General features: G+C 44.5%; 22 protein-coding genes and 1 tRNA gene. 16 read left to right on the forward strand and 7 right to left on the reverse strand.

The features are described 5' to 3' along the window. Positions 1 to 34 precede the first annotated feature (34 nt). The 4 genes from NSQ50_RS06315 (at position 35) to NSQ50_RS06330 (ending at position 2,732) form a co-directional block, all read left to right on the forward strand. Complete coding sequence (locus NSQ50_RS06315) at positions 35 to 601, forward strand: RNA polymerase sigma factor (protein WP_051491104.1); 567 nt, start codon at positions 35 to 37, stop codon at positions 599 to 601. Beyond that, positions 598 to 1,050, forward strand: coding sequence for an anti-sigma factor family protein (locus NSQ50_RS06320; RefSeq protein WP_038569222.1), 453 nt, complete (start codon positions 598 to 600; stop codon positions 1,048 to 1,050). The genes NSQ50_RS06315 and NSQ50_RS06320 overlap by 4 nt, the downstream gene beginning before the upstream one ends. A 75-nt stretch (positions 1,051 to 1,125) precedes the next feature. Continuing rightward, positions 1,126 to 1,623, forward strand: coding sequence for a hypothetical protein (locus NSQ50_RS06325; protein WP_036680114.1), 498 nt, complete (start codon positions 1,126 to 1,128; stop codon positions 1,621 to 1,623). Between the two features lie 17 nt (positions 1,624 to 1,640). Beyond that, entirely contained in the window at positions 1,641 to 2,732 is a 1,092-nt protein-coding gene (locus tag NSQ50_RS06330) for a DUF4097 family beta strand repeat-containing protein (protein ID WP_036680112.1), read from the forward strand. A gap of 74 nt (positions 2,733 to 2,806) precedes the next feature. Here NSQ50_RS06330 and NSQ50_RS06335 read toward each other — a convergent pair whose 3' ends face one another. After that, positions 2,807 to 3,787, reverse strand: coding sequence for an aldo/keto reductase (locus NSQ50_RS06335; RefSeq protein WP_036680109.1), 981 nt, complete (start codon positions 3,785 to 3,787; stop codon positions 2,807 to 2,809). A 226-nt stretch (positions 3,788 to 4,013) separates the two neighbouring features. Here NSQ50_RS06335 and leuB point away from each other — a divergent pair, with 226 nt between their 5' ends. The 5 genes from leuB to NSQ50_RS06360 all read left to right on the forward strand — a co-directional run bounded on the left by leuB (position 4,014) and on the right by NSQ50_RS06360 (position 9,547). Then, positions 4,014 to 5,096 carry a 3-isopropylmalate dehydrogenase gene (gene leuB, locus NSQ50_RS06340; protein WP_036680106.1) on the forward strand — a complete coding sequence of 361 codons (1,083 nt, stop codon included), beginning with the start codon at positions 4,014 to 4,016 and terminating at the stop codon, positions 5,094 to 5,096. 171 nt (positions 5,097 to 5,267) lie between these two features. After that, positions 5,268 to 5,807 (forward strand): peroxiredoxin, encoded by a 540-nt coding sequence (locus NSQ50_RS06345; protein WP_036680102.1) that lies wholly within the window; start codon positions 5,268 to 5,270, stop codon positions 5,805 to 5,807. Positions 5,808 to 6,032: 225 nt separating this feature from the next. Next, complete coding sequence (locus NSQ50_RS06350; RefSeq protein ID WP_036680100.1) at positions 6,033 to 6,440, forward strand: hypothetical protein; 408 nt, start codon at positions 6,033 to 6,035, stop codon at positions 6,438 to 6,440. A gap of 391 nt (positions 6,441 to 6,831) precedes the next feature. Beyond that, entirely contained in the window at positions 6,832 to 7,935 is a 1,104-nt protein-coding gene (locus tag NSQ50_RS06355; protein ID WP_038569226.1) for an ATP-binding protein, read from the forward strand. 106 nt (positions 7,936 to 8,041) lie between these two features. Further along, complete coding sequence (locus NSQ50_RS06360) at positions 8,042 to 9,547, forward strand: leucyl aminopeptidase (RefSeq protein WP_170914179.1); 1,506 nt, start codon at positions 8,042 to 8,044, stop codon at positions 9,545 to 9,547. A gap of 98 nt (positions 9,548 to 9,645) precedes the next feature. Here NSQ50_RS06360 and NSQ50_RS06365 read toward each other — a convergent pair whose 3' ends face one another. The 4 genes from NSQ50_RS06365 to NSQ50_RS06380 all read right to left on the reverse strand — a co-directional run bounded on the left by NSQ50_RS06365 (position 9,646) and on the right by NSQ50_RS06380 (position 12,371). Beyond that, the gene (locus NSQ50_RS06365) at positions 9,646 to 9,792 is read right to left on the reverse strand and encodes a hypothetical protein (RefSeq protein WP_169744741.1); all 147 of its coding nucleotides are present in this window, start codon (positions 9,790 to 9,792) and stop codon (positions 9,646 to 9,648) included. A gap of 103 nt (positions 9,793 to 9,895) precedes the next feature. Then, positions 9,896 to 10,075 (reverse strand): FeoB-associated Cys-rich membrane protein, encoded by a 180-nt coding sequence (locus NSQ50_RS06370; RefSeq protein ID WP_038569228.1) that lies wholly within the window; start codon positions 10,073 to 10,075, stop codon positions 9,896 to 9,898. 44 nt (positions 10,076 to 10,119) lie between these two features. Continuing rightward, positions 10,120 to 12,132, reverse strand: a complete 2,013-nt coding sequence (gene feoB / locus NSQ50_RS06375) for a ferrous iron transport protein B (RefSeq protein ID WP_076141105.1) — start codon at positions 12,130 to 12,132, stop codon at positions 10,120 to 10,122. After that, the gene (locus NSQ50_RS06380) at positions 12,129 to 12,371 is read right to left on the reverse strand and encodes a FeoA family protein (protein ID WP_036680093.1); all 243 of its coding nucleotides are present in this window, start codon (positions 12,369 to 12,371) and stop codon (positions 12,129 to 12,131) included. The genes feoB and NSQ50_RS06380 overlap by 4 nt, the downstream gene beginning before the upstream one ends. A gap of 238 nt (positions 12,372 to 12,609) precedes the next feature. Here NSQ50_RS06380 and NSQ50_RS06385 point away from each other — a divergent pair, with 238 nt between their 5' ends. The 4 genes from NSQ50_RS06385 to NSQ50_RS06400 all read left to right on the forward strand — a co-directional run bounded on the left by NSQ50_RS06385 (position 12,610) and on the right by NSQ50_RS06400 (position 17,116). Beyond that, a complete protein-coding gene (locus NSQ50_RS06385; protein ID WP_170914180.1) occupies positions 12,610 to 13,569 on the forward strand; it encodes an aldolase catalytic domain-containing protein in 960 nt (319 codons plus the stop codon). Positions 13,570 to 13,813: 244 nt separating this feature from the next. Continuing rightward, positions 13,814 to 15,940, forward strand: coding sequence for a putative bifunctional diguanylate cyclase/phosphodiesterase (locus NSQ50_RS06390; protein ID WP_076141106.1), 2,127 nt, complete (start codon positions 13,814 to 13,816; stop codon positions 15,938 to 15,940). 64 nt (positions 15,941 to 16,004) lie between these two features. Then, positions 16,005 to 16,078 (forward strand) — tRNA-Gly (locus tag NSQ50_RS06395). Positions 16,079 to 16,225: 147 nt separating this feature from the next. Continuing rightward, entirely contained in the window at positions 16,226 to 17,116 is an 891-nt protein-coding gene (locus NSQ50_RS06400; protein WP_076141107.1) for a cation diffusion facilitator family transporter, read from the forward strand. Positions 17,117 to 17,248: 132 nt separating this feature from the next. Here NSQ50_RS06400 and NSQ50_RS06405 read toward each other — a convergent pair whose 3' ends face one another. Beyond that, the gene (locus tag NSQ50_RS06405; RefSeq protein ID WP_076147558.1) at positions 17,249 to 18,604 is read right to left on the reverse strand and encodes a dipeptidase; all 1,356 of its coding nucleotides are present in this window, start codon (positions 18,602 to 18,604) and stop codon (positions 17,249 to 17,251) included. Between the two features lie 158 nt (positions 18,605 to 18,762). Beyond that, positions 18,763 to 19,446: an SDR family NAD(P)-dependent oxidoreductase gene (locus NSQ50_RS06410; RefSeq protein WP_076147560.1), complete on the reverse strand. Its 684-nt coding sequence runs from the start codon at positions 19,444 to 19,446 to the stop codon at positions 18,763 to 18,765. Between the two features lie 115 nt (positions 19,447 to 19,561). Here NSQ50_RS06410 and NSQ50_RS06415 point away from each other — a divergent pair, with 115 nt between their 5' ends. From NSQ50_RS06415 to NSQ50_RS06425, 3 genes are read left to right on the forward strand one after another with little or no spacing between them, the layout of a single operon-like run. Then, positions 19,562 to 19,957: a winged helix-turn-helix transcriptional regulator gene (locus NSQ50_RS06415; RefSeq protein ID WP_244886429.1), complete on the forward strand. Its 396-nt coding sequence runs from the start codon at positions 19,562 to 19,564 to the stop codon at positions 19,955 to 19,957. A gap of 42 nt (positions 19,958 to 19,999) precedes the next feature. Then, positions 20,000 to 20,953, forward strand: a complete 954-nt coding sequence (locus NSQ50_RS06420; protein ID WP_076100966.1) for a TRM11 family SAM-dependent methyltransferase — start codon at positions 20,000 to 20,002, stop codon at positions 20,951 to 20,953. Between the two features lie 33 nt (positions 20,954 to 20,986). Next, positions 20,987 to 21,604, forward strand: a complete 618-nt coding sequence (locus tag NSQ50_RS06425) for an NUDIX hydrolase (protein ID WP_076147563.1) — start codon at positions 20,987 to 20,989, stop codon at positions 21,602 to 21,604. Positions 21,605 to 21,773 lie beyond the last annotated feature (169 nt).

Consider the following 21,773-nt stretch of genomic DNA (forward strand, 5'->3'; position numbering starts at 1 on the left):
TGCAGGGGGGAAGGATTGTCTGGCGTCTAACGTTATGAAGGTGAAGGAGGGGAGAAAGCTGGAAGAGGCAGAATGGATTGCTGCTGTGCTGAACGGTCAACATCAAGCCTTTGGGCATTTGGTGACACGTTACCAAGGCATGGTATACAGAGTATGCGTCAAAATCACAGGGGAAGCCGAATCGGCCAAAGATATGGCCCAGGAGGTTTTTATAAAAGCATATAAAGCGCTCCCCTCTTTCAGAGGACAGTCCTCCTTCTCGACATGGCTGTATCGGATTGCCTACCGCACCTGTCTGGACTGGAAACGGGCCAACGATAGGGAGTGGAAGTACCGAAGTGCAGCTGATTACACAGAAAATGATTGGGTAACGTCTCAAACTCCGGAGCATGAGGTACTTGAGCAGGAAACATCAGCTGAATTAGGAGAGAATGTGAACAGTCTGGCGGAACCGTACCGGTCGGTCGTCCAGCTGTACTATTTTCAGCGGAATTCCTACCAAGAGATTGCAGAGCAAAAGGGAGTTTCCGTGAAAACAATCGAATCGCAGCTTTATCGAGCCAGACAGATGATGCGTAAACAAAGGGAGGAATGGCGATGAATTGTGCAATAGTGAAGGAATGGATGCCACATTATATAGACGGCCTACTGTCTCCAGAGATGGAGCTGAGTATCCGATTGCACATAGAGTCATGTCCTGATTGCGCAGAGTGGCTGGAGGAAGCCAAAGCAATGTCGGAGCTGTGGTCGGAAATGGATGCTGACAGAGAACAGCTGCAGGCGCAGATGGACTTCCCGGATCTCGCAGCAGATGTTATGACACATATTGAGCAGCTCGAAACAGGGCGCAGATCACGAGCGACTAAGGCGACAAATGTAAGACGTCGTTCTGCCCCAAAAACCTCATGGATTCATTATGGAGTGGCTGCTTGCCTCAGTTTGTTATTGTTGCAGTTTGGGGTATTTGAGAATTTGGCCTATGGCATTACCGAAATAAACGGCCATATGTCGAATTCAGTAACCCAGTGGTTTGGTGGCTTTGGGAGATAGAAATAAAATAATTGATCATTAATAGATGTTTAAATTGGCTAAAGTTTTGCTACCCAAATTTTAGGAGGATGTATTATGATTAAGAAGAGACGTTGGCTCACTTTTATGCTGGCTATGGTACCTGGAGTAGGTCATTTGTACTTAGGCTTTAAAAAGCAGGGTTTACAGTTTATGATCGGGGCGTCCTTATGTATAATGTTTATTCCGTCCGAGCCCTTGATCTTCCCGTTTGCCCTGGCGGCGCTGTGGTTTTATCAATTGTTTGATGCCCTGCAGAAGGCGGCTTGGATGAAAATAACTGCTGCTGAACACGAACGAATGATGTTTCATCCAGACAGCTTCGGAGCCCCTTGGACCATGGGGATGTCCTCTATGCCTGGATATCCGCATGAAGAGATCAATCCAGCTTGGGTGGGAATCGGCTGTGTTGTTGCTGGATTCCTCATGTTGGTAATCACAGCTTTCCCTACCCTTTGGGATATGCTGACTGAGATCAACATCGGCACGATCTTATTATCAGTGGGTCTGATTGCGTACGGACTGAAGATGTTAAGGAACAATACGAGAGCATAAGAAACGGGGATTTAACTATGGGGAGATGGAAAATAGGAAGTTTCACAGCAGCCTTGGGCTGCATTGCCCTTGGTGTCATTATCGTGATGGCTCAGTATGATATGATCAGCTATGAGGTGCTTGGTTTTTTATGGCCGGCGTTGTTGGTCTTATTCGGACTTGAGATGTTGATTAGACTTTTTATCAAATCCGATGTCAAAAGCCGTGTAAGCGGCTGGGCCATCCTGTTAATTATTGTGCTGATCGGAGCAAGTGGTGCTCAGACAGTAATGGCCGGAGGTTCACTCAGCAATCTGATCGGTAATACACATCTAACTCCGCTTAGTGGGAATGTGGAAGTGAAAGAGAATATTACGACGCTCAAAATTGTACTTCCAAGTGGAAAAGTAAAGGTTGAGGGTGTAGCTGGAAGCTCTTTGGATTATGAGGGAAGTTTACTGCTGCCTGGAAAATCGCAAAGTGATGCTGAAAGTGCACTAGAAAAGAAATGGAAGGTTAGTACTGAAGGAGATACACTGATTATGGAGCTTGATACCGATCATAATTGGTTCTCTAACATTCAGTTTGGATTCAATACCAAAAGTCCTTATCTAAATGTAAGTGCACCCAATAACCTTGCTGTTGAGGTTGAGACAAGTGATGGCTCTATAGAAGCCTGGAATCTAAAGTCAGGTATAGAGGTTGAGACAAGTAATGGTGCATTAAATATTCATGATATTGTCGGCGAAGTGGATGCGCATACCAGCAATGGGTCACTATCCGTACAGAATATCCAAGGTGAAGTTGAACTCGTGAGCTCTAATGGAGCCATAGTATTGGATAACATTGATGGGGCGTTGTCAGCCAAGAGCAGCAACGGCAAAATTACTATAAACTCAGCAGTGACCGGAAACTGGAAATGTACATCCAGTAACGGGAAGATTATAGTGGGCTTGCCGGCCGTGTCGGATGCGAAGATTATTGCAGATACAAGCAATGGCTCGCTGAAGGGGAATGTACCCTGGGATCGGGACGGCGATAGCTATGGTACCGCTGTGCTTGGTAAAGCCACTTATACTGTGGACTTAAGCACGAGTAATGGAAGTGTGACCGTGGACACAGCTGAATAAGAATGAATAAAAGGGAGCTGGGCTTCAGCGTATTGATTCTGCTGAGGCCTCAGCTCCTTTGTGATAGAACTTACCTACCAAGCATACGCTTTAGGGGCTTCACCGCCGGGTCCAGGGAATATTTCATCTAGTCGTTTAAGCACAGCTTCATCTAGCACAATCTCAAGACTGCGCAGCGCACTCTCAAATTGCTCCAGGGTGCGAGGGCCGATAATTGGAGCAGTTACAGCAGGATTAGCCAGTAACCAAGCAAGAGCGACATTATCCTGTGGTTCTCCCAGCTCCATACATAAGCTGGCAAAAGCCTCAAGCTGGCTCTTGTGCTGCTCTACACGATCTGCATTTCCGCCACTCCGGCTGCCCTCTATTTTTTTGAGTGCATTTCTTCCGAGCAGACCTCCATCGAGTGGGCTCCAAGGAATAATACCTAGCCCCAGATGGCGAGCGGCTGGCAAAACTTCAAGTTCAGGAAGCCGACAGGTCAGGCTGTATTTATGCTGCTCTGAGACTAGTCCAAGAAAACCACGAGCCTTTGCTTCTTGTTGAGCTATGGCGATATCCCAGCCTGCAAAGTTACTGGAACCGACATAACCAATCTTGCCTTGACTCACAGCCAGCTCGAAAGCCCCCCAGAGCTCTTCCCAGGACGTACTGCGGTCTATATGATGCATCTGGTACAATTCAATATGATCGGTCTGAAGACGCTGCAGGGACCCTTCAAGATGGCGGCGAATGATATATGAGGATAATCCTTCTTCATCATTAGGACCATCAAGGTTATCATTCATGGCTCCATAAACTTTGGTGGCTAGTACAACCTTTTCCCGCCGCCCGCCGCCTTGTTTAAACCAGCGTCCGATAATGGTTTCAGTCAGGCCAGAATTTTCGCCCCAGCCGTAAATGTTAGCGGTATCAAAAAAATTAACACCTGCATCCAGTGCAGCGTCCATGATGCGGAAGGCTTCTTTTTCATCCGTCTGCGGGCCAAAATTCATCGTTCCTAGACATAGGCGACTGACCTTCATGCCGGATTTGCCAAGCTTTGCATATTGCACTTCGCATTCACTCCTTTGATAGATGACTTCATATTAATTGTAAACATCTTCAGAACTAAGAGCAAATATGCTCAGCATTGACGGTAGTGGTCTGATCCTCTCTATTTATAGGCTATACCTATCAGCTCAATAGAATCTATATCTTTGTCCTTTACGACTGGGTATGATACAACAATATAAAGAAGAACTATGTCTGTTAGAGCAGAAAACTTGAGGAGTGACTGAGATGAGTGAAGTTAAAAAAATCGCCGTAATCGCAGGGGACGGTATTGGACCAGAAGTTGTAGCAGAAGCGGAAAAAGTATTGAAAGTAACAGAAGAAGTATTCGGTTATGCTTTTGAAACAGAGCATGCATTATTTGGCGGTATTGCTATAGACGAGAAGGGCACTCCGCTGCCGGAAGATACCCTTGAAATCTGTCGTAGCGCAGATGCTGTGTTATTGGGTGCTGTTGGTGGACCAAAATGGGATAATAATCCAAAGGAGCTTCGTCCCGAAACCGGACTACTTGGAATTCGCAAAGCACTGGGGTTGTTCTCCAACCTGCGTCCAGCTGTCGTATTTGACTGTCTTAAGGATGCTTCGACTTTGAAGCCTGAAGTCCTGGAAGGCACAGATCTTATGGTAGTTCGCGAACTGACTGGCGGGATTTACTTCGGAGATAAATTGCGCCGTCAAGGAGAACATGGTGAAGAAGCTGTGGACACCTGTGTGTATAACGTAATGGAAGTAGAACGAATTGTCCGCCAAGCTTTTGAGATTGCCGGCAAGCGCCGTAATAAACTGGCGAGTGTTGATAAAGCGAATGTACTTGAAACTTCACGTTTGTGGCGTGAGGTTGTGAATAAGATCGCTCCAGAATATCCGGAGGTAGAGGTAGAGCATGTACTGGTTGATAACTGCGCAATGCAGCTGCTGCGCCGTCCATCTAGCTTTGACGTTATCGTTACTGAGAACATGTTTGGTGATATCTTGAGCGACGAGGCTGCTATGCTGACAGGTTCTATCGGTATGCTTGCTTCAGCTTCGATGGGTGACGGCAACTATGGTCTCTACGAGCCCGTTCACGGCTCTGCTCCTGATATTGCCGGACAAGGGCTTGCGAACCCGATCGCAACAATCTTGTCGCTGGCCCTGATGTTCCGCTTAACCTTTGGTTATGAGGATGCTGCTGCTGCAATCGAAGCGGCAGTTGCTGCAGTATTGGATGCAGGACACCGTACAAGTGATATCGCCGTGGATAAGAGCAAAGCGATCAGTACAACTGAAATGGGCGACCTGATTGTTGCAGCAATCCGCAAAGCCTAATCTTCTATTTATAATAATTATAAATAAATAATTGATCTAATCTTGACTTTGATTTTGTGCGATGATACCATTTGTTAAGTAGACAAGATATTATCTATTTCAGCATTTTTCAGTATATTGAGAGATACAAATGGTATTTTTTCTTACATAATCAGAGGGAGGATTCTAGCAATGGCGGAACGTTTAGTAGGTAGACCGGCTCCCGATTTTACTATGGAAACCGTATCAGGTGATGGTAAGGATTTTGGTAAAGTAAGCTTGTCTGATTATCGTGGCAAATGGCTTGTATTCTTCTTCTATCCGCTTGATTTCACATTTGTATGTCCAACTGAAATCACAGCTCTCAGTGACGCAGCAGCACAGTTTGAAGCACTTGATACAGCGATTCTCGGCGCAAGCATCGATTCGATCCACAGCCACAAAGCTTGGATTAATACCCCTAAGGATTCCAACGGCCTTGGTCGTTTGAATTTCCCGCTTGCAGCTGATATTACGAAACAAGTCTCTAAAGACTATGGCATTTTGATTGAAGAAGAAGGTATCGCATTGCGTGGCTTGTTCATTATCGATCCTGAAGGCGAATTGAAATATCAAGTCGTTAACCACAATGATGTAGGCCGCAGTGTGGAAGAAACTCTTCGTGTTCTGCAAGCCTTGCAATCTGGTGGTTTATGCCCAATGAACTGGAAGCCGGGCGATAAGAATCTGTAAATTTTAGACCGTTATCATAGTGATCTTTGATATTCTGATTTCTACCTCCTTGCAGAAAATTTTCTGTAAGGGGGTTTTTTGCACCAAAAGATCTTGTATATCTAAATAGATTTGAAAATAGGCGCGAAAAGTTATATTATGTCCTCGAGTGGAGGAATCTCCATTGGGGTAATGTAATACAATAATAAACAATCAAAGGGTTATCTCTAAGGAGGGCGAACAAATATGAGCTTTTGCTGTGGAGCGAGTATGGTAGGAACAAAGGGGACCCTAAAACATTATCGCACGCAAGTCCATAATGTTCCCCTGCTTTTTTGTCCGGTATGTCATCGTGTGGAGGTTCACTACAAGGTCGAGAATGAATATGAGATCTTAGCGGAATATGCACATGGAGATGGTGTTACCGACGTGGACTTTCAGGACTATGTCATGGAAGACGAAACTGCAATTTTCGAGAACGTCATTAACGTCGAGAGTGAAGATCCTCTAGCCGTTGTACGCAATCAAATCGATATGGCGCTTGATCTGCTAGCTGTAGCCAAACAGATTGAGGATACCAAGTGGGAACGGGAATTGAAAAAAAGGTTAGCTGTGATGAGTCAGCGCCGTCTACGCCTGCAACAAAAGGCATAAGTTTATTACTAATTTTTTGGGCATGCCCCATTTTTCCATGTAAGCCTCCGCAATCGCGGGGGCTTTTTAGCTTTTTATAATCCTTTTTAGTTTTTCGTGATCCTTTTTAGATTTTTTTAAATCATTTAGGCGAATAAATAGCGATAAATATAATTTGATGTGATGTTTCATATGTCTTTGGAATCATTTTATGAATTTTTTTACCATTCGACAGTTTCTCCGATTGCGTTGTCTAGTTCTCTTGGATATGATTGGAATATAATTGAACCGGTTGGAAAAAGTGCAACGATTACCGAATGTTCTGGCGGCTTCGTCATACACTCAAATACATAGTAATTTGATGTCGCTTAAGCGTCTTCGTCAAATGCAGTAAAAGGGGGAACTTCGTATCGTGATTAGCCAATATCAAGAAAGTCTTCTATTACCGGGAAGAACCTATCAAACTGGACCTGTGGATACTACATACGAGGATGTTCTAGAGAATATTGACAGCGGAATCATGCTTTTTGATGAAGAGGGAGTTATAAGTTTTGTAAATAAGCAAATGTACGGGATGCTTGAACTTACCCGTCACTCTCTTGTGGGCTGCACATTTTCCCATCTACTGTCTAATGTTCGACTGAGCCGTTCCAAGAAAAAACAAGTAATGCAGAGCTACAGAGAGATGGTATACAAAGGAAAATCAAATTATGAGTTTCTAGACGAGTATGGCCGTTACTGGAAGGTTACTTTATGCTGCGGAGAGCAAATGAAAGGATGTTATTTGTTCACTGTCAAGGAAATCTCGGATTATAAGTTAATCGAACAAACGGCTTACCAGAACGATAGCTTGGCTATGCTAGGCAAATTATCCGCATCTATTGCCCATGAAATCCGGAATCCTTTGACCGCGATCCGGGGATTTATTCAACTGCTTCATCCATACTTGCACCAACTGGGGAAAGAGGAATATGCCAAGATTATATTGGCCGAGATCGATCGTGCGAACGATATAATCCATGAATTTCTGTCCTCCTCTAAGCCGTCAGTTCCGCAGGTGGGGATGATACCCGTGTCGGCATTGCTCAAGGAGGTTGTTCTCCTTACAGAGAGCGAAGCTTTAATGAAAGGCTGCCAGATCAATCTTCATCCTCTTCAAGAGGACATGGTGATTTCTGGCGATGTCAAACAGATGAAGCAAGTCGTGCTTAATATGATTAGAAATGCAATGGAGGCTGTAGCGGATCGAGAAGATGATTCCATGGGGAAAATCGAGGTTGGTGCCCGCAGAGAAGGCTCTGAGGTCCGTATGTTCATATCTGACAACGGTAAAGGAATGGATATTCGTACACTGGACAGGTTATTTAATCCTTTCTTTACTACCAAAGAGAATGGTACAGGATTGGGTCTTTCCGTAAGTGACCGCATCATCAAAAATCATGGCGGATGCATTTCTGTTAGCAGCAGAGTTAACGAGGGTACTCATTTTGTGATCTCTTTGCCATTAATCCATTAGAATAAGTAATAAGAGGCTGATCCCTGCGGATAATACAGATGCGGAGATCAGCCTTTGTTATGTTACAATGGGTGTTGGTTTTGGGAAACAAATGGAGGTAATCACAATGAATATAGAATACAACAGTGGTGTTGCCAACAATGTGCAGGGTGATGCCCTTATCCTTATTATTTCTGAGTCTGAGGTCGAGAATGGAGGCTTTTCCGAGGGCTGGGATGACAGAATTCGCCTATTGGGAAAGGCAGGTCTATTTAAAGGCAAGCTTAATCAGACTTATGTACTACCTGCTGAGAATTCATCTGGTTGTCCTGTTGTTATTTTGGTTGGCAGGGGGGACCAACTTCTCACGACTGAGGATCTAAGGCAAATGGGGGCTCAGACAGCCCGTGCAGCGCTTCGTTTGAAGGCGCTCAAGCTGGTATTTGAAGTGCCGGACAAATTACAGGAGCTTACCGTAGAGAAGGATGTGACTTCTATTGCTTATGCGCTGACGGAGGGGCTAATGCTAGGTTCCTATCGTCGGGCTACCTATAAGCAGGTGCAGTCTTTTTATACAGGCCCAACAGCAGTTGTTTTCACTATAAAAGAGAAATTAGAGGGTAATGCCGGACGGGATTGGACTCAAGGCATTCAGAAGGGGCTAGCTTTCGGTAAGGCCACGAATTTGGCGCGGAGCTTGACCAACATGCCTGGTAATCTATTGACCCCCTCAGACCTTGCTGTGGCCGCTATAGAGGTTGCTGAGCGATATGGCTTTCCTTCTGAGGTGCTGGATGAACGGGAAATTGAGCAAAAAGGAATGGGCGGATTGCTCGCAGTCGGAAAAGGAAGTGTAAACCCTCCACGAATGATCGTCATCCGTTATCAGGGGATAGGGAATTGGGATAACGTAGTGGGGCTTATAGGGAAGGGAGTTACCTTTGACACCGGCGGGATCTCCTTAAAAAGAGCACCAGGTATGGAAGAGCTGATTAGTGATATGGGCGGGGCAGCGGCTGTACTCGGAGTAATGGAGGCGCTTGGCCGCTTACGTCCACGAATTAATGTCGTTATGGTTATTCCATCTGCGGAGAATATGCCATCGGCCAATGCTTTTAAGCCTGGAGATGTTATTACCTCCATGAGCGGACGAACGATAGAAGTGTTGAATACCGACGCTGAAGGCAGAATTGTCCTGGGAGATGCGCTGACTTATGCTCGGGAATGGGGAGCGAAACGTATTATCGATGTAGCTACACTGACAGGCGCTGTGTTGTCCACTTTGGGAGATATAGCAACAGGTGCTGTAACTAATGATGAAGCGTTTCTGGAGCGATTTCTGGCCGCTTCAAGCTATTCAGGGGAAAAGGTCTGGCAGCTTCCGGCATACCCGGAATTTCGTGAGATGCTAAAGAGCGAGGTTGCCGATATCCGTAACACTGCTGGAAGATATGGTGGAGCCACTACAGGCGGATTATTTGTAGGTGAGTTTGCTGAGGGCTTGCCATGGATTCATCTAGATATTGCTGGCACTGCATATGTATCTAAAGAACGTGGAGTTAATCCTAAGGGAGCAACAGGTGTCATGGTTCGTTCTATCATTCAGTGGCTGCTGAGCGAAAGCGAGATCTAAACATCCGGGGAGCTGTCCGTTCTAAACAACAAGGGGTGTTCCCTAAACCAGAGTCTGGTTTAGGGAACACCCCTTTATTGAAATCCAAGAGCAGAAGCTTAAACAGTACGACTGGATTTTTTGGCCTTCGATTGGGAAGTGTAAGATTGAATGCCGTTCATAATTTTATCGCGAGTTCCCTTATTCTTCAGTAAATATGCTGCTCCCAATGCGACCGTTGTAAATAATGTCTTTTTGGTATTCATAGGAATTACCTCCTTGGTATTGTCTGTAGTTGCTTATAACAAACATACCCGTTAGTTAAGGAGGCTAAACGATAAATCACTATTTATTGCCCATTTTACAAGCCTACTTCTTGTTGTTAACCGGTGTTGAACAACAAGAAAGCGGGGAATCCATCGATGCTGCCGAGCAGCTTTTTCCTTTATCACAGCCTGCACAAGCGCCCTGCTTTCCCTTTTGCACATGTCGATAGATGGTCCAGCCAGAATAACCGAAAATTAAGGCGACAATCACAACATTTATCATAATGGTACCCCACTTTCATCATGAGAATCTTATAATTTACAAGTCTACGACCATCCTAATAACCGTCCGCCTTGAAAAATAATTAAAGATACGATATACGCCAGAACGAGAGAATACCCCATGGAGAAGAAGGTCCATTTCCAAGACGCTGTTTCTTTTTTGATAACCCCTACAGTAGCCAAACAAGGAATATAAAGCAGGATAAAGGCCATGAAGCTGATCGAACTTAGCGGTGTGAAGACTTGAGAGATTTGATTTTCTAAACCAGCAGCATCTGGTGCATGATAGATGATATTCATGGTAGAGACTACTACCTCTTTTGCCAAAAATCCCGGAACCAACGTAGAGCCAGCCTGCCATGTTCCGAAACCAAGCGGTGCCAGTAGCGGTGCGATCATACCCCCAAACTTAGCCAGGAAGCTGTGATCCATGTCCACATCAAACCCGCCAGGACCGGCATAAGACATAAACCAAATAATTGCTGAGCCTGCAAGAATAATAGTTCCAGCTTTTCGCAGGAAACCCTTGCCCTTTTCCCAAGTGCTGCGCGATAAGGTCTTGATCTGCGGCATACGATAAGGTGGAAGCTCGATCATGAAAACTGAGGATTCATTTTTGAATAAATATTTAGAGAATACCTTACAAAGAATCAGAGCAAACACAATACCCATCACATACATGGACAGAACTGATACGGCCTCTTGCGCCGGAAAAAACACAGCTGCGAATAAAGCGTAAACAGGCAGTCTCGCAGAACAGGACATCAGCGGCATTAGCAAGGTGGTCAGCATGCGGTCTTTGGGCTGTTCGATGCTGCGCGCCGCCATTATGGCAGGTACATTACAGCCGAAGCCAATGATGAATGGAATAAATGCTTTTCCGTTTAGTCCCATACGTTCCATGGTGCTGTCCATTAATAAGCAAACCCGAGCCATGTATCCTGAATCCTCCAAGAAGGAAATGATCAGGAAGAGAATGAAGATTTGCGGGACAAAGACGAGGACGCCCCCTACACCGCTAATTAATCCATCGACAATCAGGGCATGCGTGAAGCTGGATGCTCCAAGCGTCTGAAGCAGGGAATTGGCTCCATCACTAATCGGTCCGGAGATCAGGCCATCGAGGAGATCTGATAGAGGTCCGCCGACCCAGTCAAATGTGGTCTTAAAGAGAGCATACATAAAGAAGATAAATAAGGGCAGTCCTAGAAAACGATGCGTCAATATGGAATCTAATCTTTCTGTTAAGTTATGAGGTTTCTGCGTTGTTGTATCAAGTACAACCTCACAAATGGAGTGGATATAATCCATCCGCTGTGAGCGAATCCATTGGGGGAGCGTCAGGGCCAGCTTTTTGATCTGTAGCTCACTCTGACAGGATTCACAGATGTTTAGCAGGCGAGTGGTGTCCATACGTGTCTTCAGAAAATGAAGAATAACCGGATTCTGCTCCATAAGCTGTAGAGCAATCCAGCGGTGATTTGGTAAGTCCTTGATAGGAAGTAATTCCTTTTCTATAGAAGATATTGCATGCTCTACAATCTCACCGTAGTTCAACTTGAACTTTACAGCGGGAATCGCAGAGGATTTCTCTAAAATACTGAGGACTTGTGCGCAGCCTTTTCCCGTTCTTGCAACAAGCGGGAGGACAGTTATACCCAGTCGTGATTGTAAGACTTCATGATTGATGCGAATTCCACGTGCATTAGCGACGTCAATCATATTCAGTCCGAGTAAGGTAGGTTTGCCATACTCAAGTAATTGAAGCGTGAGCAGCAGATTTCGTTCCAGCTGTGAAGCATCCACGATATTAATTAAGGCTTCTGGAGATTCTTCTATTAGATACTGGGCAGCAACCCCCTCATCGCGTGAGAGTGGGTGCAAGGAATAGATACCTGGCAAATCAATGAGCTTGCCAGCGCCGTTCTTCAGGCTGCCGATCTTCTTTTCTACCGTTACCCCTGACCAGTTACCAACATATTCGTATGAGGAGGTTAACGTATTGAAAAGAGAGGTTTTACCTGTATTGGGGTTACCTACAAGAGCTATTGAACTCAAGACACGTTCACCTCAATCAATGAAGCTTCCTTCCGGCGGATGGCGAACAGTTGTCCATTGCACTCTAAGGTAATAGGTCCTAAAAAAGGTCCTTTTCCTTTCAGGCGAATGCTCACACCCTCGGACACTCCAAGATCAGCCAGACGACGGCGTAGGATAGGATTGATTCCTTCTATTTTATGAATATATCCGGTCGAACCCGGTTGTAGTCGCAGCAATGAGCAAGAGGTAGAAGCCATTTTTATCCCTCCAAAAGAGACTGATAATCAATCTCAATGATTTTCTTGTAATGTAGCATTTTTAGGGCTTATTTACTGTGATCATTGTCGCTGACACGATGTGGTAATAGCATTAAGGAGAAGAAGATGAAATTCCTTTACATTTTATTCTTCATTAAAGTATGATTATACGATATAAATTGCATAGTAAAGCTATATTCGCGGTTATAATGATTGCAATAGTTGAAGGGAGATAATTATGAAGACTAATCAATGTAAGATTGTTGACTGCACCATCCGAGATGGGGGCCTAGTGAACAACTGGGATTTTAGTGTGGAATTTGTACAAAACTTATATGCCGGCTTGAATGAAGCTGGTGTTGATTATATGGAAATCGGTTATAAAAATTCACCAAAATTGCTCAAAGGAGCAGAGGGTGCCGGACCATGGCGTTTTCTGGACGATGATTTCCTGCGTAAAGTGATTCCGCAAAAAGGTCACACCAAGCTATCTGCTTTGGTTGATATCGGCCGCGTGGATGAGAATGATATTTTGCCCCGCAGCGAAAGTATGCTGGATTTGATTCGTGTGGCATGCTACAGCAAAGATGTAGAGAAAGCCCTCCAATTGGTACAAACTTTCCATGATCTAGGCTATGAGACAACGATCAACATTATGGCTTTGTCTAATGTTATGGAGAATGAATTGTTGGAAGCTTTTGAAATGATCCGTGAGAGCGTTGTTGATGTGGTATATATTGTAGATTCATACGGCAGCTTGGATCACAATGACATGAATTATCTGGTTGAGAAGTTCAAGACACATCTGCCAAACAAACGTCTAGGCGTACATACTCACAATAATCTTCAGTTGGCGTTCTCCAACACGTTGATTGCTGCTGAGAATGGTGTAGAGTTACTGGATGCTTCTTGTTATGGGATGGGACGAGCTGCAGGAAATTGCCCTACAGAGCTGTTAGTAACTCATTTGAAGAATACACGTTACTCCTTGCGCCCTGTGCTTGATATTATTGAACGCCTGATGATTCCTTTGCGTGAGAAAGAGGAGTGGGGCTATATCATTCCTTATATGATCACAGGTACACTTGATGAGCATCCACGTTCAGCAATGGCACTTCGTGCATCTGCAGACAAGGATAAATCCGTTGATTTTTTTGATAAGCTTACAACACCAGAAGTAACCTTTGGTGACAAATAAACCTGAGTTTCTTAGAAGCACTGAACCCTTTCGTAGGGGGAAGTGCTTTTTTGGTTGCCTGCTAGCAGAAAATGGTTTATATTTATGCAAGATTTATGAATATATAACTTATAAACGCGCCTTCCATTTGAATGCCCATAAAAGAAATGTAACTTAAAAGTCCTATCCCGCCGATATTTATACATAGGACATAACTATACTTGAATGTTAATTAATAGATATTATTTTCAGACGCGAGGGACTTATGAGACAAGAAGAGAAAAAGACAATTCAAGCAGCTGCTGTAGGCGCCTTGCTGTTCCTTTTAATTCAAATTTTCCATACATCGCTTAACCGATTGGACGATTGGGATATTATTTCTTCTCTCTATCTCATTGTCGGCTGCTGTAATGTTGCTTTTGGATTTGCGATATTTGCACAGGGCTGGTTATTCTTCTCTAGCAGATTATCTAAAGGAAGATTATATGCTGCTGCTCTTTTTGGTGGAATATGTATTATTGATTTCTTGCATACACTGGGTTTTGTGGGCATCCCGTTGATTTCATCATTCATAACTTTTGAAGAATCGTTGTGGCTGCGAACCCTCTCACGACTAATCAGCGGTTTAGGAATGTTGTTTATTTTTAGCAGGGAAGATAAGCCCGTGTCTGTCTCTGAAAAAAGAAAATTGTTTAGAATAGCCTTCATGCTGATTGTGCTTTCCATTGTTTTGTTTATTCTCAGCCACTCGGCGTTGCCTCAGTTATTAACTAAGCCTTGGATGAATCCTTTGAAGCAGATTGCTGATTTAGCAGTTCTTTTTGTTTACTTGGCAGGTGTTGCAGTTATTGTATTTCCTGAAAAAAGTGAAAAGTCAGCCTCACTGCTTATTATTATTCGAGCACTTATCTTTTTCTCTTTGGGCCAAGCCTTTTTTATGAGTCCATTCAGTAGTGGCAATATAGATGATCTTTTTGGAATGGTGTGTAGCGGAGTTGCTTACTACTTGCTGCTTACCGGAGTATATCGTCTGACGATTGAAGAACCCTTTTACGAAAAGCAGTTGGCTGAGGAGCGGATCAATTATTTAGCCTATCATGATGATTTAACGGGACTTCCCAATAGACGTCGTCTGACGCAGCGTGTAGAAGAGATGATTATTGCTGGAGAGAAGAAAACGAGCGATAAATTCTCAGCGTTAGCTATTATGAATATTAATCATTTCAAGAATATAAATGACTCCCTGGGCCATTTTGCCGGAGACCATTTACTGAAGCTGGTGTCTGAGCGCCTTGTGAATGAGGCTAAATCTACTGAAGAGCTTTATAGTATGGGGGCGGATGAGTTCGCTTTTCTTATGATGGAGAGAGCAAGTCTTGGAGAATGTTTGGTTCGAGCTACGGAGCTGCATCGATTGTTTGAGGTACCTATTGCCTTAGAGTCGGGGGAGTACCATATTTCGCTTAGTATGGGGTTAAGTATTTATCCCGGTGACGGTGAAACTGCGGAACATCTAATTCAGAATGCTGATACGGCGGTACATAATGCCAAGGAACAGGGAGTGGAGATTCGCCGGTATATTCCAGCTATGCAGATGAAAGCAAAGGAACGTCTAAAGCTGGAAAATGACCTCCGCAGAGCGCTTGAACGCAATGAATTCTTTCTGGTGTATCAGCCAAAGGTTTTGCTGGAGACGGAAGAGATCGTAGGAATGGAAGCTCTGCTCCGCTGGAATCATCCGAAACGTGGTCTGGTCTCTCCTGCGGAATTTATCCCGTTAGCTGAAGAGAGTGGACTCATTGTTCCGATTGGGGAATGGGTACTCAAAACAGCTTGTCTGCAGAATAAAAAATGGCAGCTGGCCGGCTATGTGCCGATTTGCGTCTCCATCAACCTATCTATGCGGCAATTCCTTCAGCCCAATCTAGCAGGGAGGATTCATACCATCTTAACCGACATTGGATTAGATCCGTGTTATGTCGACCTTGAGATTACTGAGAGTATGACCTTGGATAAAGAAACAGCCTTTGATCAGCTGAAACGTCTGAAAGAGCTTGGTGTCTTCATCAGTATTGATGATTTTGGTACAGGCTACAGCTCCCTGCATTATCTAAAGAACATGCCGATCGACAGATTGAAAATCGACAGGTCGTTCGTATCAGAGGTTATGGAGGACAGCAACAATGCTGCTATAGTCTCTACAATCACTTCTATGGCGCATCATTTGAAGCTGAAGGTTACGGCTGAGGGTGTGGAGAACAAGGAGCAGCTGCAATTTCTGCGGGAGCAGCATTGTCATGAAGCTCAAGGATTTCTGTTCAGCAAACCTATTCAACCAGCAGAGTTTGAGGCGATATTTTTAAAAAAGGCACCCCTCGGCGCTTCCCTGTAAACTAAAAAAATGTTGATTTTTACTTGTAGAGATGATACAATAACTCTTGTATTCACTTTCTAGTGCGGGTGTAGTTCAATGGTAGAACTTCAGCCTTCCAAGCTGATAGCGTGGGTTCGATTCCCATCACCCGCTCCATAATTCAAACTTCCAAATCCTTGCGATGCAAGGGTTTTTTTATATCCCATCAGCCTATATTGGTTGGTGGGATTTTTTTTGTTTATACTATTTGCCTAATGGAAAAACTTTAATATAGCGTACTTTTAAGAAAAGGTTGTGAAAATTTTGAATGGTGCAAAGATTGCGTTCCTATCTGTACTTAGCAATACATTTATCGTTTCTTTAAAGCTTATAGTCGGAGTACTTACAGGTTCAGTAGCAATTATCTCGGAAGCGATCCACTCCTCCTTAGATTTAGTTGCTTCGTTGATTGCTTTTTTCTCGGTCCGATGGTCAAGTCGTTCTGCGGATAAAACTCATCCTTATGGTCATGGCAAAGTGGAGAATATCTCAGGGACGATTGAAACGTTGCTTATTTTTGTAGCTGGATTCTGGATTATAGATGAGTGTGTTCATAAAATAATGAATCCAACCGCGATCGAACTTCCCTTTTTGGGCATTATTGTGATGGTGGTCGGAGCGGGGATCAATTATATGGTTTCACGCAAGGTTAAAAAGAAGGCAGACGAACTTCACTCTGTGGCTATGAAATCGAATGCTCTGCATTTGCTTACGGATGTTTTCACCTCTTTGGGTGTTGCATTCAGTTTATTATTGGTTACCCTCACTGGATGGACGATACTCGACCCTGTCATTGGGATTGTGTTGGCTCTGTATATTATGGGTGAAGCCTATAAGCTTCTAAAGGAGTCATTTCCTCCGCTGTTGGATGCACGATTAACTGAGGCAGAAGAAAATGAAATATTACATGTCATAAAGTTATTTCAAGGGCGATATATTGAATTTCATGATTTTCGTACCCGCCGATCTGGTCCAGAAGAGTATGTCGACTTTCACCTTGTGATTCCTTCTAAAATGAGTGTTGCTACTGCGCATCAATTATGCGACGAAATTGAACTAGCCATTCAAGGCATATTTGAACGTGCCCAGGTGTTGATTCACATTGAACCCGAACATGAACAGTTGGCTAACAAACCTATATTACATGAAGGCTAATATTTGTGATAGCAATGGTATGGTGGTTTTATAAATGGACTAAGCAATGATGCTCTTTTGTTTGGCCGCATACTAAAAAGCCAGGCTCCCAACTTAGGGAACCTGGCTTTATTTGTTTGTAGCTTGTGTAGCTTAAACAGTCTTTAGGAACTCAACAATGGTGAGTAATCCCTTGTCGAAGTTCTCTAGGTTGAAATGCTCATCCGGTGCATGCAGGTTCTCATCATCGAGACCAAAGCCCATCAGAACGACAGGTGCTTCCAGCACACGGGAGAAGCTCTCCATGATCGGAATGGAGCCGCCGTCTTTGGTGAAGAGGGCACGGGTTCCATATACTTTGCCATATGCGTCTGCTGCAGTTTGCAGAATAGGATTCGACGGATCGATGTTAAAGGCACGTGCCTTCTCCATTTGCTTAACATGCACTTTCGCTCCGGTCTGAATATTAGCCTTCAGATGTGCTTCAACGGCATCGAGGATATGCTGTGGATCCTGATCGCCAACTAAGCGGCAGGTAATCTTCGCATGTGCTTCTTTAGGGATAACCGTCTTACTGCCTTCCCCTTGGAAACCGCCGTATACGCCGTTAAGCTCAAGCGTAGGACGAGCGCCAATCCGTTCTACAAAGGAATAACCTTCTTCGCCGTATAACGATTCCAATCCAAGACCTTCGCGGATTTTATCTTCATTCACACCTTGCTTCACGAATTCTTCCCGCAGCATTGGGGAAAGTTCAGGAACGCCATCATAGAATCCGTCTACAGATACGCGTCCTTTGTCGTCATGAAGCGAGCTTAGCAAAGATACTAGGGCATGCAATGCATTCGGAACGCCACCGCCGTAAGAACCAGAGTGCAGGTCTGTCAAAGCGGTAGTTACATCAACTTCAAGGGAAGCTAGACCACGTAGCCCAGTGCAGATGGCAGGACGACCGCGTTCCAATAGGGATGTATCGGAGACTAACACCGCATCCGCAGCGAGCTTTTCTTTATTGGCTTCAAGGAACGGAGGCAGATTCACACTGCCGATTTCTTCTTCACCTTCGATGCAAAGCTTGAGATTCACAGGAAGAGTACCTTCTTGTTTCAGGATCGCCTCAATGGCTTTGAGGTGAACGAATACTTGTCCTTTGTCATCTGTTGCTCCGCGTGCATAAAGCTTGCCATCACGAATCTCTGGTTCAAATGGAGGTGAGGTCCATAGGTTTAATGGATCTACTGGTTGTACATCGTAGTGACCATACACGAGAATAGTTGGTTTGCCTGGAGCATGAAGATAATCGGCATATATAACGGGATGTCCCGCTGTCGGATGCAACTCAATGTTCTCAAGTCCGGCTTTTTTCAGGGTGTCTGTCAGCCAATGGGCTGCCTTCAGTACATCGTCCTTATGTTCAGATAAGGCAGAAATACTTGGAATTCTGAGCCATTGTTTTAGTTCTTCGAGATGTTCATCCCGGTGGGTTGAAAAATACGTTTCGTATGACATAGTGAGTATGTACCTCCTTAAGTTTTGCTGCGCAAAACCGGCTTTGTAAGCGCCTGGGCATAAGCTTATTGGCCATGCGTGACCGTCTTGTTTAGCATTCTATAGGAACCATTATACTGGAGAACTCACTATGGATCAAAAGCGATGGGGCAAACCTCTCACCAGATGATTGTAGCCGGTGTCACACCTTGGGGAAAAGTATCCTCAGCTTTGCTTTTGTTCATATACATCTCATACCAAACATTAGCGATGAGTTCTGGATCTGTAGCGGTGCCGGGTTTAATGAATACACCAAGTGCTAAATGACCTACATAGATTCCTTGTGGAGCCAAATCTGCATGCAGGTTAAGTGCGTAGTTTCTTAATCCGCTAAGCGCAATGCCTACATTACCCATCATCTGCATGGGATAGATGGAGGACAATCCGGTTGTGAACAGCAGTGCGCCGCTGCGTTTCTCCAGCATCTCAGGCAAGACCTGTGCTACGCTGCGGATAGCGGCTACAACCAGTGCCTGAAAGGCATCCTGTGCATTTTCTTCTGTTACTTGTGAAGCAGGAGTAGGAGGGTAATTTCCACTTGTCGGGCTGAACTCGAGCACATCGATAAAGCCGTATTTTTTCTTGATATTATCGAAGGCTGTGGCTACTTGTTCTTTATTGTATACGTCGGCAGGAAAAGCAGCAGCCTCGATATTCAGTGCTTGCAGTTCCTGAACAAGGGAGTTCAGCTTCTCTTCATTTCGAGAGATTAATGCCACTTGAAATCCGTTGGCTCCGAATTTTTTGGCGATTGAGAGTCCTAAGCCGGGTCCAGCACCTATGATGGCAATGGTCTTTTTCATGATTTATTAGTTCCTTTCCGGTTGTTGATTACTAACAGTAACCATGATAAGCTGAATAGGCTTGAGGGACAAGAAGGCACTATTACATGCTTAAGTTACATGGAGGTAACCACAGTTGGAACATTCAAAGGAAGAACCCACCCGGTTCATGCCGATGCTGGAGGATTGCTCCATTACCCGCCAGATTCTGGACAGGGTCGGAGATAAATGGAGTGTACTGATCATAGTCAATTTAGGTGCTGAAGCTTTGCGGTTCAAAGAGTTGCAAAGGCGCTCTGGAGGGATATCACAACGGATGCTGACCCAGACCCTGCGCCATTTGGAACGGGATGGATTAGTTTGGCGTAAAGCGACGCCTACAGTCCCATTGACTGTGGAATACGGTCTGACGAGCATAGGAGAATCATTGTTGGGACCTTTAACCTCGCTTGTGGACTGGGTCAACAAAAACAATGGGAAGATCGCCAAAGCGCGTATAGATTATGACCACCAGCACGACACACAGGAGTAACAAGACAGCAGAACAATTCACTGGGATAGAGGATGGATTATATTGCATAAGGAAAGTGGAACAAACACATTTATTTATACTTACACCTGTTCAGAGGACGAGTTATCGCTGTGTCAGATGGAGCTGCGATGTCTTTTTGGTGAGCAGGTGCCGACTGTTCTTTTTAAGAGTGAGGTTGAGGTGGATGTCAGCCGCAGTCCCTTCATTAAAGAGCGGATAGATGTAATGTATGAAGGGGACAGTCTGCCTGAGATTTATGATCAAACGGAGCAGGTGGAGCTTGGCGGCAAGACGTTTAAGGTTATTTTTGTGAAGACCAACGATCTGGGCCCTGCAGACAAAATAGAGTATGATGAGCGCAGAGTGATCGAGCGGGAAATTGGGTTGCGGATTGAAGGAGAAGCGGATGTTAACCATCCGGAGCTGGTATACGGCATTGTTACGCTGGGTGGACGCTGGTACTTCGGATCTTATCATAAAAACAAGGCAACTTGGTTCCGCCAAATGAAGAAGCCACGCAGCTATTCTATCGCGCTTAGTACACGTGTTGCCCGTGCCGCGGTTAATATGGCTATTCCGAATCCTGAAGGTATACGTGCTATAGATCCTTGCTGCGGTATTGGAACTGTAATGGTAGAAGCCTTGTCAATGGGAATCGATATGGTTGGACGTGATATTAACCCTATGATTGCTATCGGTGCGAGAACAAATATTGCCCATTTTGGATTCACCAGTGAGGTTACGCTCGGGGATATTGCGGATATCACTGATCATTACGATGTAGCCATTGTAGATATGCCATATAATCTATATTCTAGTATTACACCTGAGGAGCAGTTCGCGATTCTAGTGAATACGCGCCGGATTGCAGATCGGGTGGTTATCGTTGCGATTGAACCGATGGACGAGATGATCACTGAAGCTGGATTTACAATCATAGACCGTTGTGAAGCTAAAAAAGGAGCCTTCTCGCGTCATTTAATGCTTTGCCAGTAATCCTAATCAAGGTACCGAAAAAGGGGTGCAGCAATGGAGCAGAAATGGTTAACGTGGGCCAAAGAAATTCAGGCCATCGCACAGACTGGATTAACTTATGCTAAGGATGTTTATGATATAGAACGGTATCAAGCTTTGCGTGAGCTCAGTGTAGATATCCTCGCTAATTATACCTTCGAAAGCAAGGAGAGAATTAGACTCTCCTTTGCGGGTGAAGGGGGTTATGCTACCCCAAAAGTTGATGTCCGTGGTGTTGTATTCCGGGAGGATAAAATTCTACTTGTTCGAGAGAAGTTGGACGGGAATTGGGCGCTTCCTGGTGGCTGGGGGGACATTGGGCTGTCGCCGAGCGAAGTTGTTGTGAAAGAAATCAAAGAGGAATCGGGTTTTGAGGCAGAAGCAGTTCGCTTACTGGCTGTACTGGATAAGAAATTTCATAACCATCCGCCGGAGCCTTATCACGTGTACAAGTTCTTTATTTTATGCCGCATCGTGGGCGGAGAGGCAATGGAAGGGGTAGAGACAAGCGAAGTTTCGTTTTTTGCTGAAGATAAACTGCCTGAGCTTTCAGCAGAGCGGAATACAGAGGCACAGATTCGGACGATGTTTGAATATTTACGAAATCCGGAAAAAGTAGTAATATTGGACTAAGAATCTGCATATACTGTATGACTTCCGCAAATTTAAGTTTTTAATTATTCAAAATTTGGTTAATGACTAATATGTAAGCACTTACAACGGTTTGGCTGCTGAGCCTTTATATCTACCAAAATTCAAAATTTTAATTTTTTGGGTCGAGCGGTCTACATTTTTTCCTCTA

Source organism: Paenibacillus sp. FSL R10-2788 (assembly GCF_038003885.1).
GTDB lineage: Bacteria > Bacillota > Bacilli > Paenibacillales > Paenibacillaceae > Paenibacillus_AQ > Paenibacillus_AQ odorifer.

What these genes read in the sequence shown, in the direction of transcription:
- NSQ50_RS06345 (WP_036680102.1), top strand. Translation starts at nt 5,268, where the DNA reads ATGGCGGAACGTTTAGTAGGTAGACCGGCTCCCGATTTTACTATGGAA.
- NSQ50_RS06405 (WP_076147558.1), bottom strand. Translation starts at nt 18,604, where the DNA reads ATGTCATACGAAACGTATTTTTCAACCCACCGGGATGAACATCTCGAA.
- NSQ50_RS06360 (WP_170914179.1), top strand. Translation starts at nt 8,042, where the DNA reads ATGAATATAGAATACAACAGTGGTGTTGCCAACAATGTGCAGGGTGAT.
- NSQ50_RS06380 (WP_036680093.1), bottom strand. Translation starts at nt 12,371, where the DNA reads ATGGCTTCTACCTCTTGCTCATTGCTGCGACTACAACCGGGTTCGACC.
- NSQ50_RS06410 (WP_076147560.1), bottom strand. Translation starts at nt 19,446, where the DNA reads ATGAAAAAGACCATTGCCATCATAGGTGCTGGACCCGGCTTAGGACTC.
- NSQ50_RS06390 (WP_076141106.1), top strand. Translation starts at nt 13,814, where the DNA reads ATGAGACAAGAAGAGAAAAAGACAATTCAAGCAGCTGCTGTAGGCGCC.
- NSQ50_RS06365 (WP_169744741.1), bottom strand. Translation starts at nt 9,792, where the DNA reads ATGAATACCAAAAAGACATTATTTACAACGGTCGCATTGGGAGCAGCA.
- leuB (WP_036680106.1), top strand. Translation starts at nt 4,014, where the DNA reads ATGAGTGAAGTTAAAAAAATCGCCGTAATCGCAGGGGACGGTATTGGA.
- NSQ50_RS06425 (WP_076147563.1), top strand. Translation starts at nt 20,987, where the DNA reads ATGGAGCAGAAATGGTTAACGTGGGCCAAAGAAATTCAGGCCATCGCA.
- NSQ50_RS06325 (WP_036680114.1), top strand. Translation starts at nt 1,126, where the DNA reads ATGATTAAGAAGAGACGTTGGCTCACTTTTATGCTGGCTATGGTACCT.
- NSQ50_RS06320 (WP_038569222.1), top strand. Translation starts at nt 598, where the DNA reads ATGAATTGTGCAATAGTGAAGGAATGGATGCCACATTATATAGACGGC.
- NSQ50_RS06330 (WP_036680112.1), top strand. Translation starts at nt 1,641, where the DNA reads ATGGGGAGATGGAAAATAGGAAGTTTCACAGCAGCCTTGGGCTGCATT.
- NSQ50_RS06370 (WP_038569228.1), bottom strand. Translation starts at nt 10,075, where the DNA reads ATGATAAATGTTGTGATTGTCGCCTTAATTTTCGGTTATTCTGGCTGG.
- NSQ50_RS06315 (WP_051491104.1), top strand. Translation starts at nt 35, where the DNA reads ATGAAGGTGAAGGAGGGGAGAAAGCTGGAAGAGGCAGAATGGATTGCT.
- NSQ50_RS06385 (WP_170914180.1), top strand. Translation starts at nt 12,610, where the DNA reads ATGAAGACTAATCAATGTAAGATTGTTGACTGCACCATCCGAGATGGG.
- NSQ50_RS06350 (WP_036680100.1), top strand. Translation starts at nt 6,033, where the DNA reads ATGAGCTTTTGCTGTGGAGCGAGTATGGTAGGAACAAAGGGGACCCTA.